11 protein-coding genes are annotated in these 16,762 nt (G+C 33.4%); 7 read left to right on the top strand and 4 right to left on the bottom strand.

The window, feature by feature from the left end:
* Positions 1-35 precede the first annotated feature (35 nt).
* Positions 36-347 carry a rhodanese-like domain-containing protein gene (locus tag BMZ76_RS09740; RefSeq protein WP_091205506.1) on the bottom strand — a complete coding sequence of 104 codons (312 nt, stop codon included), beginning with the start codon at positions 345-347 and terminating at the stop codon, positions 36-38.
* A gap of 282 nt (positions 348-629) precedes the next feature.
* Here BMZ76_RS09740 and BMZ76_RS09735 point away from each other — a divergent pair, with 282 nt between their 5' ends.
* The 7 genes from BMZ76_RS09735 (at position 630) to BMZ76_RS09705 (ending at position 5,471) form a co-directional block, all read left to right on the top strand.
* Positions 630-1,256, top strand: coding sequence for a Crp/Fnr family transcriptional regulator (locus BMZ76_RS09735; RefSeq protein ID WP_091205504.1), 627 nt, complete (start codon positions 630-632; stop codon positions 1,254-1,256).
* Between the two features lie 311 nt (positions 1,257-1,567).
* Complete coding sequence (locus tag BMZ76_RS09730) at positions 1,568-2,983, top strand: MBL fold metallo-hydrolase (RefSeq protein WP_091205502.1); 1,416 nt, start codon at positions 1,568-1,570, stop codon at positions 2,981-2,983.
* A gap of 25 nt (positions 2,984-3,008) precedes the next feature.
* A complete protein-coding gene (locus tag BMZ76_RS09725) occupies positions 3,009-3,212 on the top strand; it encodes a YgaP family membrane protein (protein ID WP_091205500.1) in 204 nt (67 codons plus the stop codon).
* 1 nt (position 3,213) lies between these two features.
* Complete coding sequence (locus BMZ76_RS09720; RefSeq protein ID WP_091205498.1) at positions 3,214-4,050, top strand: methyltransferase domain-containing protein; 837 nt, start codon at positions 3,214-3,216, stop codon at positions 4,048-4,050.
* Positions 4,051-4,076: 26 nt separating this feature from the next.
* A complete protein-coding gene (locus BMZ76_RS09715; protein ID WP_091205496.1) occupies positions 4,077-4,283 on the top strand; it encodes a hypothetical protein in 207 nt (68 codons plus the stop codon).
* Positions 4,276-4,578, top strand: a complete 303-nt coding sequence (trxA, locus tag BMZ76_RS09710; protein WP_091205494.1) for a thioredoxin — start codon at positions 4,276-4,278, stop codon at positions 4,576-4,578. The genes BMZ76_RS09715 and trxA overlap by 8 nt, the downstream gene beginning before the upstream one ends.
* Positions 4,579-4,748: 170 nt before the next feature.
* Positions 4,749-5,471: an LOG family protein gene (locus tag BMZ76_RS09705; protein WP_091205492.1), complete on the top strand. Its 723-nt coding sequence runs from the start codon at positions 4,749-4,751 to the stop codon at positions 5,469-5,471.
* Between the two features lie 114 nt (positions 5,472-5,585).
* On the opposite strand, the gene BMZ76_RS09700 is transcribed toward BMZ76_RS09705, so the two are convergent.
* The 3 genes from BMZ76_RS09700 to BMZ76_RS09690 form a co-directional block, all read right to left on the bottom strand.
* Positions 5,586-7,745: a PAS domain-containing hybrid sensor histidine kinase/response regulator gene (locus BMZ76_RS09700; RefSeq protein ID WP_091205489.1), complete on the bottom strand. Its 2,160-nt coding sequence runs from the start codon at positions 7,743-7,745 to the stop codon at positions 5,586-5,588.
* Positions 7,746-7,808: 63 nt separating this feature from the next.
* On the bottom strand, positions 7,809-9,830 hold the full coding sequence (locus tag BMZ76_RS09695) for a chemotaxis protein CheB (protein WP_091205487.1): 2,022 nt from the start codon (positions 9,828-9,830) through the stop codon (positions 7,809-7,811).
* A gap of 428 nt (positions 9,831-10,258) precedes the next feature.
* On the bottom strand, positions 10,259-16,657 hold the full coding sequence (locus BMZ76_RS09690; RefSeq protein WP_091205485.1) for a PAS domain S-box protein: 6,399 nt from the start codon (positions 16,655-16,657) through the stop codon (positions 10,259-10,261).
* Positions 16,658-16,762: the final 105 nt, after the last annotated feature.

The following is a 16,762-nucleotide window of genomic DNA, read 5'->3' as shown; positions in this document are numbered from 1 at the left end:
TAAATAAATAAAAGACGCAATTGGCTCTTTCCGTTTTATGGTTCAATGACCTCGCCGTCCCATTCTGTAATGCCGCCAATAAGATTATAAGCATTTTCAAAACCCAGCTGATTCATTATTTCACAGGCTTTTGCACTTCGAATTCCGGATCGGCAATACACAAAATAATTTTTATTTTTATCCAAAGCTTCTATTTCGGTTACAAAATCCTGGCCTCTGTGAATATCGATATTGATAGCATTTGCTATAAAGCCTTCGTTAAATTCGTCTTCGGTTCTCACGTCCAGAATCACTGCATTTTCATCAGCTTCAAATTGAGAAACCCAATCTTCTTGTGTTAAATTCATAATGATGTTTTTTGTAAAAATACAACGTTTTTACCGAACAATAAACGCATCAATTGTTAATTAGATAATATTAATAAGAAATCGTTTTCGCAAAACATTAACTATCAAGAAAGTATAAATCATGCTTTTATTTTTGCGAAAAACAGTCTATTAAATCTATAGGCAATATATAAATAATAGACGCTCAATCAAGCACTTGTATGCCGTTTTAGTCTAAAAAACGACCTGTTTTTTAAGTTTTTTAAACTACTTTTACAGTACAAAATAGTGAAAAAAATTAAAATGACTGATCCGATAAAAAAAATATTTACTTCCTTTTCTACTGAATTAGTCAAAGATGTTGATGCCAATGCGGCTATACAATCCTTCAAAACCGGCGATGTCATCATACGAACCGGTCAGTATATAAAAAATACGGTACTCGTAATCAGTGGCAAAATAAAGGTCTATCGCGAAGATGAAAATGGCGGAGAGTTTTTTATGTATTATTTGCAACCGGGTCAAGCTTGTGCCATTTCTATGATTTGTGCCACCAAAAATGAAAAAAGCCAAATCATGGCCAAAGTCGTTGAGGATGTTGAATTGATCATGGTGCCTTTACCATTGATGGATAAATGGATGATGCAACACCGCAGTTGGTATGAATTTGTAATTGACACGTACAGAAGTCGTTTTGAAGAAGTTTTAGAAGTTATTGACAGCATTGCTTTCAGAGCGATGGATGAACGATTGGAATTTTATTTAAAACGCCATGCTGATGTTTGTGGTTGTAAAGAATTGAAACTTTCCCATCAGGAAATTGCCTCCGAATTGAATACTTCTAGAGAGGTGATTTCCCGTTTGTTAAAAAAAATGGAACAGCGCGGCATAGTTGCTTTACACCGTAACAATATTGAACTTTTAAAATAAATTTACTTAATTCACTGAGAAAGCCTTTTTTATAAACGCTTCTTTTTTGTCCGTATTCTTTATACCATATATTTATCACCTGTTTATCAATACTTTAGATTCTAATTTTATGAAAAATTCACTTTGTAAAATGGACACTACTCTTAATTTTTGATTATCTTTAGTATTGTTTTTTTGTTTAATATTTGAAACAGAATCATACAATCCAAGTACTCATTTTTCTTATTCTAATAATAGTAATGTAACAATTGTCACTGTTTTTCCTAAAAAACAGAAATACATTTGTACTTTACATTTAAAAAAACGCAATCATGCAAATAGAACAAATATATACCGGATGTTTAGCACAAGGCGCTTACTATATTACTTCAAATGGTGAAGCTGCCATTATCGACCCGTTACGGGAAACCCAACCCTATCTGGACCGACTAAAAAGAGATGACGTAAAATTAAAATACATTTTCGAAACCCATTTTCACGCTGATTTTGTTTCCGGCCACGTCGATTTAAGCCGCCAAACTGGTGCTCCTATCGTTTATGGTCCAAATGCTACCTGCGAATTTGATTGCATTTCTGCAAAAGACGGACAGGAATTCACCATTGGAAACGTCAAAATAAGAGTACTGCACACTCCAGGACACACCATGGAAAGCTCTACTTTTTTATTGATTAACGAAAACGGAAATGATCATGCTATTTTCTCGGGAGACACTTTGTTTATAGGCGATGTGGGAAGGCCGGATTTAGCTCAAAAAGCGGCACACATGACACAAGAACAATTGGCCGCTACCCTATTTCATTCGTTACGAACAAAAATCATGACTTTGGCAGATGATGTCATGGTTTATCCTGCTCACGGTGCAGGAAGTGCCTGTGGAAAAAATATGAGTACGGAAACCGTTTCAACCATTGGCGACCAAAAAGCAACTAATTATGCATTACGTGCGAATATGACAGAAGCCGAATTCGTACAAGAGGTGACGGAAGGTTTATTGCCGCCGCCCGCTTATTTTGGTATGAATGTGGCCATGAACAAAAAAGGATACGATAGTTTCGAAAACGTTTTGAATTTAGGAATGCGTGCGATCTCCCCTTCAGAATTTGAAGTGGCTGCTGAAGAAACCGGAGCCTTACTTTTGGACACTCGTAAAAACGGAGAATTTGCCAAAGGGTTTGTTCCGCAATCTGTAAATATTGGAATTGATGGTGATTTTGCTCCGTGGGTAGGCGCTTTAATTGCCGATGTGCAACAACCAATCCTAATTATTTGCGAACCAGGACAAGAGGAAGAAACCGTTACTCGCTTGAGCCGTGTGGGATTTGACAACTTGATTGGTCATCTAGCAGGTGGTTTTGATGCTTGGGCAAAAGCAGGAAAAGAAATTGATACCGTAAATAGAATTTCAGCCGAACAATTTGCCAAGGAAGTAAAAATTGGCGAAAGCAAAATAATTGACATTCGTAAAGAAAGTGAATACTGCGCAGAGCATATTGAGGAATCTTATAGCAAGCCATTAGCGGCTATTAATGAATGGGTTAAAGATATTAATCCAAAAGAACATTTTTACCTACATTGTGCTGGTGGATACCGCAGTATGATTGCCGCTTCAATACTGGAAGCGCGTGGTTTCAGAAATTTTACTGAAATTGAAGGCGGTTTTAATGCTATTGCAAAAACGAATGTTCCAAAAACCGATTTCGTTTGCCAAAGTAAAGTTTTGAAATAACTAATAACCAAATAAAAAGTATACAATGAAAAAAAACATGGGTTCAATAGACAAAATTATCCGGATCGCCATTGCAGTAATCATTGCAATATTGTATTTTACCAATACTATCAGCGGTACACTTGCAATTGTTTTAGGAGCATTTGCCCTTATTTTTATAATCACCAGTTTTGTGAGCTTTTGCCCATTGTATGCGCTGTTAGGAATTTCAACCCGAAAAAAAATATAAAATGTCCGATTTAAAATGTTGTGTCGTTTCTTGCGATAGACCGCTAAATGCAGCCTATTGGGAAGCGCAATATGAAGCCAAAACTACCGGTTGGGATTTAGGCCAAGTATCACCGCCCATACAAATGTATGCAGATACGGTTGCGGATATAAATAGCCGTATTTTGATTCCCGGTTGTGGCAACAGCTATGAAGCGGAATACCTTCTGAAGCAAGGATTTTCAAATATTACCGTTATCGATATTGCACCCACACCAGTCTCCTTTTTAAAAGAAAAATGCAAAAACAATCCTAACATTCAAATTCTTTTAGGTGATTTTTTTGAACATGAGGGAAAATATGATTTGATTATTGAGCAAACTTTTTTCTGTGCTTTGCCTCCAAATATGCGTCAAAAATACGTTTGGAAAATGCACCAACTTTTGGCTGAAGAAGGAATTCTGTCGGGATTACTATTCAATAGAATGTTTGAATCAGGACCTCCTTTTGGCGGAAGTAAAGAAGAATATGAAAAGCTTTTTACAGCCGCTTTTGAATTTATAAAAATGGATTTATCCGAAAATTCAATTGCACCAAGAGCCAGTTCAGAATTGTGTATCGAATTGAAAAAGAACAGTCAGGTTGTTGTAAACCTTTATGCACTGGAAGGTATTACATATAGCGAATCGATTGAAACGCTTACAGAAAAACTACTGGCAATTGACGGCGTTTTAAACGTAAGCATCAGCGGTAATTTTGCTGATGCATTACTTGTGAGCAAAAATGAAATTACAATCGAAACATTACAACAAGTAATTGCTTTCGATGAAAAGTATACCATCAAAAAAATAAAAAAATAAATTCATACTCCTTTTTTAGAAAAAAAATGAAAGCACTATTATTCACAAATTGGCATGTTATGCGCTGGGTTCGCTTGGTGTTTGCCTTATTTTTATTTGCACAAGCCTATATCCTGAAAGAATGGATGTTCATTGGTCTTGGACTATTTTTCTTCATTCAGGTAATTTTCAATTTAGGATGTGGCGCGAATGGTTGCAGTATTCCTAACAATAAATACACTAAAAATGAATAATTTCGATACCATTATCCAGTCCGAAAAACCAGTCTTAATAGACTTTTTTGCCACATGGTGCGGCCCTTGTAAAATGCTTGGTCCCGTTTTGAAAGAAGTAAAAGACAGTTTGGGAGATCGCGTTTCCATTATCAAAATTGATGTGGATAAAAACCAGCAAATATCGAGTCAGTATCAGGTTCGTGGTGTTCCTACGATGATTTTGTTTCAAAACGGAAAACAGTTGTGGAGACAATCTGGTGTTTTGAGTAAGGAGGAAATCATTAAAACTATTTTGGAAAAAAGCAATAAATAGCCAAAATAATAACAATCGAAAAACTTTTGTTTTAGTTTGAGAATACTTGTGACTTTTCAAAGATTTTAACGGAAAACTACTTTAAATTTTAGAACTAAATTAGTATTAAATTCATTTATTGGGATGGAAAAATAAATGCAACCTGATATTTTCCTATATTAGTGATCACTATGGAAAAGCCACGCCAATACAGACTTTCAAGATCTGAATCTTTATTTGTAAGAGGACCTTTGACCCGATTAAAAAATTTAGTTTTCATTTTTAAAGTACTCTACAACTTCATCAGAGCGTTTCAGAAAATGCATTTTATTGGTCCTTGTGTCACCATTTTTGGTTCCGCTCGTTTTGGTCCGGAAACAGCGCATTACAAAAATGCAGAACGTATTGGTGCCGAAATAGCTAAATTAGGATTTACAGTAATGACCGGTGGCGGACCTGGAATTATGGAAGCCGCAAATAAAGGTGCTTACGAAGCTGGCGGTTATTCTGTGGGTACAAATATAGTTCTTCAAGTAGAACAGAAGCCAAATCCGTACCTTCACAAATGGATTTATATTCCCTATTTCTTTGTCAGAAAAGTAATTCTCATAAAATATTCCTATGGCTTTGTAGTAATGCCCGGAGGAATGGGGACTTTGGATGAATTATTTGAGGCATTGACTTTAATTCAAAATAAAATCATCAACAATTTTCCCATTGTTATTTTTGACTCTGTTTATCATAAAGAATTGTGTCATCACATTCAAAGAATGATTTACAATGAAAGTATCAGTCCTCAAGATATGAAGCTTTTATTTGTGACAGACTCTGTTGAAGAAGTGATAGAACACATCAAAAAAAATGCTATCAAAAAATTTGGATTAAAAAAACAAGAATATAAAGCCAAACAGTAACTTGTTGGAAAATATGTGTTTTTTCATTCTTACTTATCAACGAAAGTTATAATCAACTGTCTTATGTTACGGTTAATTACAGATTGCAAAAGTATTTTCTCATCTTTTATTATTTTAATTTAACGGTTTTTTTTTCAACCATTTATATAAAACCTCTTCTAAATCACATCTGATAATTGGTTTTGAAACATAATCATCCATTCCGGATTCCAAACATTTTTCTTTTTCTCCTAACATAATTCCTGCTGTTAAAGCAATTATAGGAATGTTATTGTATTTTTTTAGATGCTTGATTTCGGCAGTCGTTTGATAACCATTTTTGTGCGGCATTTGAATGTCCATTAAGATTAGATCCAGATTCTCTTTTTTGTACATTTTGATCGCTTTATTACCATCCGAAGCTTCTAAAACAGTGCTTCCCGGAAGTATCGATTTGAGCAATGTTTTTACCAAAAGCATATTAATTCGGTTATCCTCAACCACTAATATTTTCTTGTCGTTGAAATCACCCGAAGAAATCGTTTGGTTTTCTGTAGTAATTTCTGCTTCTTGGTCTTTAGCGGCAATTTCATGATGAGATTTTTCTAATTGCACTGTAAAATAAAATTCACTTCCTTGACCAAATTTACTTTTCAATTTTAATTCACTATCCATTAAACCTAAAAGCTGATTTGAAATGGCTAATCCAAGTCCTGTTCCACCAAATTTACGTGTTACAGAACGGTCTTCCTGAATAAAGGATTGGAACACTTTCTCTTGATTTTCCTGCTTGATTCCAATTCCGCTGTCCTTAACCGAAAAATATAAAATACATCGATGCTCGTCTCCAGAAATAATTTCAGAACTAATGTCCAATTGTACAAATCCTACTTTCGTAAATTTCAGAGCGTTCCCGATTAAGTTTACTAAAATCTGTTTCAAGCGAATGGAATCTGCAAACACAAAATTAGGAACGTTATCCTCAATATTTAAAATGAGATCTATTTTGTTTAATATTGCGTGGTATTTGAAAATATCAATTATATGAGTCGTCAGTTCATAGAGGTTGATTTCCTCAATATTCAGTTCTAATTTTCCGGATTCAATTTTCGAAAAATCTAAAATATTATTTATAATTTCGATTAAAATAGTTGCGGATTCATTAACCGTATTCATAAATTCCTTTTGGCTTTCATCCAAATTTGTTCTCATCAATAAATCAGTAAAACCAATAATTCCGTTCAAAGGAGTGCGAATCTCGTGGCTCATATTTGTTAAAAAACTGGATTTTGCTTTATTAGCTGCTTCGGCTTGTTCTTTGGCTTTTGTTAGTTCAATTTCTAACTTTTTCAATGCTGTTATTTCGATGAAACTGATGACAACTTCAGCAATTTCTCCACTGCTGCCCATAACGGGAAAACCGTTCAATAAAAACCATTTAACATCCCTGTTGTCCATTTTATTTATTCCAATAATAAAATTATTAACCGCTCTTTTATTTCGAATAATTAGGTTAACGGGATAATTTTCTGAAGACAAAGATTTGTTCTCATCATTAACAAATTCCCAATTTTGTTTAGAGCCCTCATCTTCTTTTATTTGTTCCTCACTCAAACCAATGAGTTCAGAGGCTTTTGGATTAGAATAAATAATTAAGCTGTCCCCATCATGCACAATTATTCCAACATCAAGATTGTTAAGCAAATCCCTATAGCGAGCTTCATTTTCTCGCAAAGCAGTTTCAGGTTTTTTAAGTTGGGTAATATCTAGAATGGTAATAAAGGCTTGCTCTCTATTTCCTGAAAGAATTCCTGTTAGGTACACATGCATTGTAGTTGCATCATCTAAAAGTAATTTCACTTCGCAACATTCTTTATTATCCAATCTGAATATATTTTCTAAAAATTGATTGAAAACCAATTTTGAATCATCAGAAACAAAAAAGCCAAATTGACTATTTTTCAGTTCTGATCTTTCTTTCCGCAAAAGTTGGGAACCGGCAAGATTTAAATCGAGCAATTTACCTGAATTTGTCAGCGTAAAATAGCCAGTAGGTGCAAAATCGTAAAAGTTCGAATATTTTTGCAAAGCATTTTCAACCTCATCTTTGGCAAGCATGAGCTCTTCTTTTTGTATTTCCAACTCTATCTGATGAACTTCTAATTCATGGATAAGTTTTAATGTTTCCACTTCTGAAAGTTTAGGACTATATTTTGATTCTTTTATTCGATGTAATTCTTCAGCTTTCTGCCTGATAATGTGGGGGTTTTCGGTTTTATTTTCAATGTTTTCCATAAGTGCAATCGATTTAAATACTACTATTTTAATTGTTTAAAATTGGAAATTATGCAACCTTTATTAACTTAAATACTGTTCTAGTCTGCTAATTCGTATATATACAATTGATTGTTTTTTTACTGTTAAAGTACTTGAGACCGGTGCGGTAATAGCTGGAATATCCGTAAAGATGATAATAATCAATCCTTTTACTGCATCGGGACTTTCTATTTGCTGTACCGTCAAATTGACAAGATGGAAATTTCCGTTTTCAGCTATTTTTACATTATCAATATGCACCGGTTCAAAACTTGGCAAAGCTTTACGAAATGCTTCCGGCAATTCATATTTTAAACCTTCCCGCGCCATTGCATGAACATTCCAGTTTGCTTTGCCTGCTGCGGGTTCTAAATATTTTCCGGTTCTCCCAGTAATGTATATAATGTCACCTTTATTATTTACAAGTATGCCTGTGGGCGAAAAAAGTTGCAATAAAATTTGATCCGTAAGGGTCTGTATGTTTTCAACGACTTTGGTTTCCTTTATAATGTCAAGAGTTATTCTTCTTGTTTGGGAAAAGTAATTTGGAAAATTCGTGAATCTAGGAGAAACTGATTTAGAAATTCGTTTATAAAACTTCAATTTAGAAAGCAATAATTCAAATCGTTTGATACTGCTTGCGATTGTTTCCGCAGTTCCATCCATCATTATCCCGTCCTGATTTGGGCTATAATTAAGCAGCATTATTAATTTATTTTGCAGTTGTGGTTCCATGTAAATTAGCATATTGCTACCAGTAAATAGGTCTAACTTTGTAAATGAAGGATCTTTGATTACGTTGTGGGGAGCAAAAACTGTTAGTTCGCGAATGGAAGTATTTATGCGATAACCGTCGTTTTTAAGTGTGAAAAATTTAGTAATCCTCCCATGAGAAACATCCTTAGTTATGCTGGAATAAAAAAAGACTTTTCTGGCTTTCTCATTAGATAAAATATCTAAATCAGTAGCGAAAATTTGCAATTTTATATTTCTGGGTTTTTCCAATTTAGATAAAAACTCATCAAAAATGATTGCCAAAGAATACGCTTCTTCTCCAGTGGAGCATGCCGGAACCCAATCTCTTATAGTATGTCCGTCAGGAATTCCTTTTAATATATTGGAGATAATTTCCTCTTTGAGCTTTGTCCAAACATCAGAATCTCTAAAAAAACTGGCCACTATTAATAATTCTTTAAAAAGCAATTCAATCTCTTTCAGGTTTTCCTGTAAAAAACGCACATAGCTTTGTATTTTATCAATATGATGTATTCCTTTTCTTCGTTCAATGCGAAGCCTTAAAGTATTTTTTTTATCTCTCGAAAAATTATGTCTAGTTTGTTCCAGAGACTGCCCATTAATTCTATCAATACTACTTTTAGTTTTGATAGGGAGCTCTGACTCTGTATTTATTTCTGGTAAATAATGAAATACATTAATCCGTTTAGCAGGTAATTTCTTTACCGGAACCACAATATCCGGCACAATCGATTCTATTGCATTGCGTGGCATGCCATTAAACTTTGATAAAGCTGGATCTTTTACCACGGCAATTCCATTTTTTTTCGCAATGGCTTTCAATGATAAACTCCCATCTGAACTCATTCCGGAAAAAATAACTCCAATACTTTTTTCCATACGATCCATGGCCAATGACTTCAAGAAAATATCTACCGGTAATCGAAGGCCACGAGATTCTGTTGGAACAAATAAATGTGGTCTTCCGTATACTATTGATAAGCTTTTATTAGGTGGAATTACGTAAATACAATTTGTTTTTACTCTGAGCGTGTCAGTTACCTGAATGACTTTCATTTCGGTCTTTCTTTGTGATAATTCTGGTATTATTCCAGTATAGGTCGAATCTAAATGTTGAATTACTCTGAATGCCAAGCCGCTGTCAATAGACATGTTTTTAAAAAATAAAGCAAGTGCTTCTAATCCACCAGCTGACGCTCCAATATCAATAATTGGAAAATCATTGGTATCGGCTTCCGATAAGCTTAAATTTGGTTTCAAATCTAGAACTTTACCCTCCCCAAGGCTGATTTGATTATTTTTTATCATTACAAAATTTGAATTTTCTATAACTATAATTGTTACGCAGAACGCTTTTATCAAACTTGTTCTGAATTATTAAATGACTATTTAGTACGTTTTTGACAGCTTCATGGTTTTTTTTCGAAATAAAAAATGGAATAAAAACAGTTTCCTGCTGACAGCTGAACTACTTTTATTTAACAATTGTTTAATTTATTTTAAAAAAAGTTTAAAATAAATTAACGTTTTATATCATTTATATGAACAAAACATGTCTCTGTACTATTGTCAATCATTTTAATTAACTGATTAACAGCTAGTAAAAGATAAAATTAATAAAATAAATGCATTTTTACAAGTAAATTAAATATTAAAAAAACATAAACAGAATGCAAAGAATTTGCACAAAAAAAGTGTCTGAATCAACAAACACTTTTTTAAATTTTGAGCTAAAATTAATTTTTATCCAACCAAATATGCAGCATATTTTCCAAATCTGATTGAATAATAGGTTTGGGTAAATAATCATTCATTCCCGCTTCCAGACATTTTTTTTTATCTTCAACCATTATTCCTGCTGTTATCGCAATTATAGGAATATGTTCCGCTCCTATTATTTGCCTGATTTCATTAGTTGCTTCATACCCGTTTTTATTGGGCATTTGGATATCCATTAAAATAACATCAGGTCGCTCTTTCTTGTACATTTCTAAGGCTTCATTGCCATCTTTTGCTTCAATAACGGTGCAATTCGTTATAATGTTTTTAACCAATGTTTTAGCCAAAAGCATGTTGATTTTATTGTCTTCTACAATTAAAACCTTTTTGTCTGCCAGCTTGGTAATCAGAAATAATGCATTATTTTTTGCTGTTTTAGAAAGTAGTTGATTTTTATTCTTTACATGATTTGTTTTTTTGAATTTTACAATAAAGTAAAAATCACTACCATCGCCATATTTACTGATGAGTTCTACTTTACTGTCCATCAAATCCAAAAGCTGATTTGAAATCGCTAAACCTAATCCAGTACCTCCAAATTTCCTATTGGTTGAATTGTCTTCCTGAACAAATGAATTGAATATTTTTTCGTTGTTTCCTGATTTTATTCCAACACCAGAATCTTTTACCGAAAATTTGATAACAGACCATTTCTGATCTATTGTATCAATTTCATCAATGTCTAAACGAATTTCTCCAAAGTTGGTAAACTTTATTGCATTGCTCAAAAGGTTGACCAGTATTTGCTTCAATCGCACTGAATCCGCAAGAATATATTGTGGCGTATTTTTGTTAATGTTTAGAATTAAATCTATCTTTTTTTGGTCGGCCTGATATTTAAACAAATTAATAACCTGATCTGTTAATTTGAAAAGATTGATTTCTTCATTATTTAACTCTAATTTCCCAGATTCAATTTTGGAAAAATCCAAAACATCATTCACTATTTCCATCAATGAAATTGCAGATTCATTAACGGTTTTCATGTATGCGGATTGATTCTTTTTTAGATTTGATTTTATCAGTAAATGTGTGAATCCAATTATTCCGTTAAGCGGTGTTCTAATTTCATGGCTCATATTGGCAAGGAAATAAGTTTTGGCTTTATTGGCGGATTCTGCTAGTTCTTTCGCTTTTACAAGTTCCCTTTCCATTACTTTTTGTTCCGTGATGTCAATAAAACTAATTACGATTTCGTAAATCGCTCCATTAGCATCAATATCAGGATACCCGTTGATTAACAGCCAGACAACATCATTAGTTATTGGTCGACTCACGCCAATTGTAAAATTCTTAAGTGCTTGTTTTGTAACAACAATTTGATTTACTGGATACTCAGCAATGGACATCACAGAATTATCTTCATTCAAAAAATTCCAAGTAGGATCATAGGCGGCAATCCCTTTTATTTGATTGTCACTTAGTCCTAATAATTCAGCTGCTTTTATATTATTGACTACAATAGAGGTGTCAGGAGCATGAACCACAATACCTGCATCCAGATTGTTTAGCAAACCACGGTACCGTTCCTCACTTTTCAATAGGGCATTATCAGATTGTTTGGCACCGGTAATATCTCGTGAAAGACAAATGAAATGTGTTTCATGTTCATCACTTTCCTTCATGGGAGCTATCGAAAGTTCAAACCAGTGTCTGCCAGTAGCTAATTGTAATGAATATTGTCGACCGGTAGAATACCCTTTTTCTGATGCCTCTCGAATAGCGGATATGCACAAATTTGAAACATCCGGTGGTAATACTTCTGAAAATGATTTTCCTAAAAATACATCTGGAGATAACGCTAACAAATCATCCTGACGGAAATGGTAGTTAAAAATTTTACCTTTTATGTCTACTTCAAACAATAAATCCGGTATTGCGCCGAGAATCGCTTCCAGTTTTTTGTGAATTTTCCTAAATTCATTCTCTGATTTTTTACGTGTGCTTACATCTCGTACTATCGCCACAATACGACCATCAGCAATCATTTTGGCTGTTATCTCAACTGAAATTAATGTCCCATCTTTATGCAACATAGTACGGTCAATTAGTGTTTTTTCGCCATGAAGTAATTCTTCAATCATAATTGGTCTGCACTTCAGCTCATCAATCGTATATAAATCAGTTATGTTTTTTGTGCACAGTTCTTCTTTAGAATAACCTAACAAGAAACAAGCACTTTCATTGACCTCCAATAAATCTCCTGCAACATCATTAATAAAAATAGCATCAGAAGCTTGCTCAATCAAACTGCGGTATTTTTCTTCACTATTTAACAGTTGCTCCTTAATATCCTTTAATTCTGTAATTTCAGTTAGAGCACCATTTAAACGAATTGCTTTTCCAGATTCATCCCTAGATATAAGACCCCTGTCGTAAAATATACCGTACGTGCCATCTGATTTTTGAAAACGAAATTCATCCGACCATAAATTTGTAGTTCCCGCACAGAAATCTTCTAATTTTTTTATAACTCTTTCTCTATCATCCGGATGAACTTTAGAACGCCATATCGTAGTATTCTTAACTCCATCAGGTTCACTGTTGCCAAACCCTAAAAGATCAGCAAATGTTTTATTATTCCAGCTTTCTCCTGTTATCAAATCCACTTCAAAAACAGCATCATTCGTAGCTGCAGAAATCATTTCGAATCGTTCGTTAGCTATTTTTATTTTTGCTTCGGCTTTTTTTCTTTCCGTAAGATCAATTCCCATTCCTAACAAGCACCTTTTCCCTTCATAATCAATTACATGAGAACTAATATAATACGGAATTTTATTTTTATTTTTGGTAAATAAATCCACCTCTATATCCGGTAAATTTTTCTCAAAAACCGCTTTTAATCTTTCCCTGATTCTTTCCTTATCAGCTACATCATAAAAATCAGTTGGAGTCATTTGAGAAATTTCGTCATTATTAAAGCCTGTAACCTCTTCAAAATTTTTATTCCATTTTACAAAGTTTCCAGATTTGTCGTAGAGATAAAAAATTCCTGGAAGATTATTGATAATCGATTCTGATAGTTTTTTCTCTCTTAAGATTATCGATTCGGCAGTTTTTCGCTCCGTAATATCAGTTATGGTACCAATGTAGCCTACTATTTCGTTTTTTACATTATATTCAGGTAAAGCCTGTCCCATTACCCAGGCAACAGAGCCGTCCTGACGCACAAACCGATATTCTGATAGTGAATTTTGTTGGTTTGTTGTGGCATTTTCCCATCCTTTTAATATTGAATTTTTATCTTCTTCATGAACTGCTTTGAGCCAACCGTTTCCTAAAGCTTCCTGTAAAGACAAACCTGAAATTTGACGCCAATGTGGATTTACATAAGTGGTAAGCCCGTTTACATCGGTTCTAAAAATTCCAACCGGAGATACTTCCGTAAGTGTATGATATCGCTCTTGACTTTCCAAAACGGCCTCCTCTGCCTTTTTGCGCGAAGCTTCTTTATCAAAAATCTCTAACGCAAAAGCTACATCACTTGTTGCTTCTTCCAAAAGTGAAATTTCCTCGGAATCAAAAAAGTTTTTTTCACTGGCATAAACAGAAAAAATTCCAATAACCTTTCCGAACTTTTTAATTGGCACCACAATTAACGAAAAGAAACCTCGTTCTAAAGCTTCTTCTTTCCAAAGCAACATCATTGGGTCATTCTCAATATCATTACATACCACATATCTGGCTTCCCTAACGGCAATTCCACAAGGACCTTTACCCTGCGAAACATCTTCTGTTGAAATCATTTTTATTTTAGCAAGATGCCCCATATCTTCGCCTACAATCATTCTTGGAACTACTTTTTTAGTATTTTCATCTACTAAGCCAATCCAAGCTACCTTAAATTTCCCTAATTCAACCGCTATTGTGCAGGCCTCTTTAAAAAGAATTTGTTCATCAGTCGTGCGAACAATCATCTGGTTTATCTGGCTAATAAATAAATAGAGTCGATTCGCTTTAATAAGTTTTTGTTCCGCCTCAATTCTTTCGGTGATATCAGTAACGATTCCATGAAAAATTACTCTTTCTTCAGATTCAAGCACCGGTAAAGAGTTCATTTCATGCCATACCAATCCTTTTGTAAGATGGAGATAACGGTATTGAACTTTAAGTGGAACTAATTTAGATGTCGTTATTTTAATGCTTTCCATCACATGACCAATATCATCTTGATGAATCAATGCGAAAATGGCATTTGAATCATTTTTAATGTCTTCATACGTGAAACCGTAAATTTCTTCAATCGCATCACTAGCATAAGGATAACTCAATGAGCCGTCTTTATTTTGACGCATAGAATAAATTAATCCCGGTGAAGTTGCTGCAATTTTAGCAAACTTATCTCTTTCTTCTCTTAAGATTTCAATGGCTTCTTTTTGTTCAGTGACCTCTCTTAAATTAGAAACAATGCCATTCACGCTGCTGTTATCTAATAGGTTATTTATAACGCCTTCCAGCCAAATATGATGCCCTTTTTTATGTTGGACCCTAAATAAAACTGGATTTGGAACTCCAGGATTTTCCAATGTTTTTTGAATTTCCTTATCAATATAATCTATATAATCTGGATGAAAATAGTCTTTGTTAGAAATTTTTTTTAATTCTTCATTTGAATATCCGGTTATTCGCAACGAAGAGGGACTACGAAATAAAGCCTTTAAATTTTTATCAAGTACAGTAATAATTCCTTCATTGTTTTCCACTAATGCCCGAAAACGTTTTTCGCTTTGTTCAATTTTATCCTGAGCAATTTTACCTTCAGTAATATCTCTTAAGTTAGCAATAATCAATTTTACGCCATTGTCATTCAAGCGGTTAGTCAGCACTCCTTCTAACCATATATAGTGTCCCTTTTTATGTTTTACTTGGAACAACATTGGATTTAGAACACCCGGACTTTTAAAAGTCTCTTTCAACTTCTGATTCACATAATCAATATAATCCGGGTGAAAATATTCTGAATCAGAAATCGTAGTAAATTCTTTCTGTGAATATCCCGTTATGCGTTCCGAGGAGGAACTGCGAAATAAAGTTTTCAAATTTTCATCAAGTACGGTAATAATTCCTTCATTATTTTCTACCAATGCTCGAAAATATTTATCATTATTTTTAATCGTTTCTAATGCTTTTTTGCTCTCAGTAATATCTTTAACAAAGCCTAAAAAACGATTTTTGGAAAGCCGTACTACCTCAACAGACCACCATTTAATCTCTCCATTTTTATGAATTGCTTTGATTTGTTTTTTTGCTATTCCATTATCTAAAAGATTCTGGAACTCTTTGAAATAATCTTCAACAGAATCTAACGTTGATACATCATCAAACTTCATTGTTAAGAGCTCCTCTTTTGAATATCCCGTTAATATAGTTGCAGCATGGTTAGCTTCTAAATAATTTCCTTTTTCATCCAAGACAAAAACGCCATCAGGAGCATTTTCTATGTAATTCTTAAACTTTGCATTACTTTTTTCTTCAATTACTTTTAGTTTAAAATCAACTTCTGCTTTCTCTTTGGCTTTGAGCGCTTCCACAATTTGTTTTTTCAAACTAATATCTTGAATATTTCCCCTAATGGCTTCAACTTTCCCATTAGAATCTATTACGGGAAATACAATGATATTAAACCATTTTACTTTATCTGAAAATAGTGCTGCCTGCTCAAACTCAAAAGGTTCTTTATCAATTATGGCCTTATCAATCTTATTTTGAAAAGAAACAATATCTTCTTTATTAAAAAAATTTAAATAAATCTGAAATAAGTTTTGATTTGGTTTCTTTTCAATTTCATAAAGGGAATATAATTCCTCTGACCAAATCATTTTTTTATTAAAAAAAATGAATTCCCAACTTCCAATCTTAGCAATTTTCTGCGCCTCGTTTAATAATTTTTCATTTTCAACTAAATTTTCTTGTGTTTTTCTTAGTTCAGTAATGTCCCTTCCTATTGAATAGTTAAATTTCCCCGATGAATCGATGCCGCTTGTCCATTGAATAATTGTAATTTCCCCATTCTTTTTAAAATATCTATTTTCGAAATTTATTGACGTATTACCTTTTGATAACAGATCAATTTCAAGTGTAGTTCTGTCTACATCATCGGGATGAATAAAAGAAACGAGGGGCTTAGCAAGTATTTCTTTTTCAGAGTAACCTAATTTTTTTATAAATGCCGGATTTATTTCTTTAAAATAACCATCAATACCAGAAATACATAGCAAATCGAGAGATTCTTTTACGTAGAATTCAAAATTGGTTAATGAATGTCCTTTTTTAGCCAATCGAATTATTTCTAATTCTTGTTCTTCTGTTTTTTTGAGTAATTCATTATACGTTAATTTAGCCTTATTTATACTCATAAAATTGTCAATAAATTTGTTGTACCCTCTAAATATAATAAAATAAAACAAGAAATTGAAATAGGTGCATTATTATAAAAAAACATTTCAATCTTCAATATTACG

The sequence above is a fragment of the Flavobacterium xueshanense genome, assembly GCF_900112975.1.
GTDB classification, from domain to species: domain Bacteria; phylum Bacteroidota; class Bacteroidia; order Flavobacteriales; family Flavobacteriaceae; genus Flavobacterium; species Flavobacterium xueshanense.
Note: the sequence above shows the minus strand (reverse complement) of the source record. Positions and strands in the feature narration are given on the sequence as shown.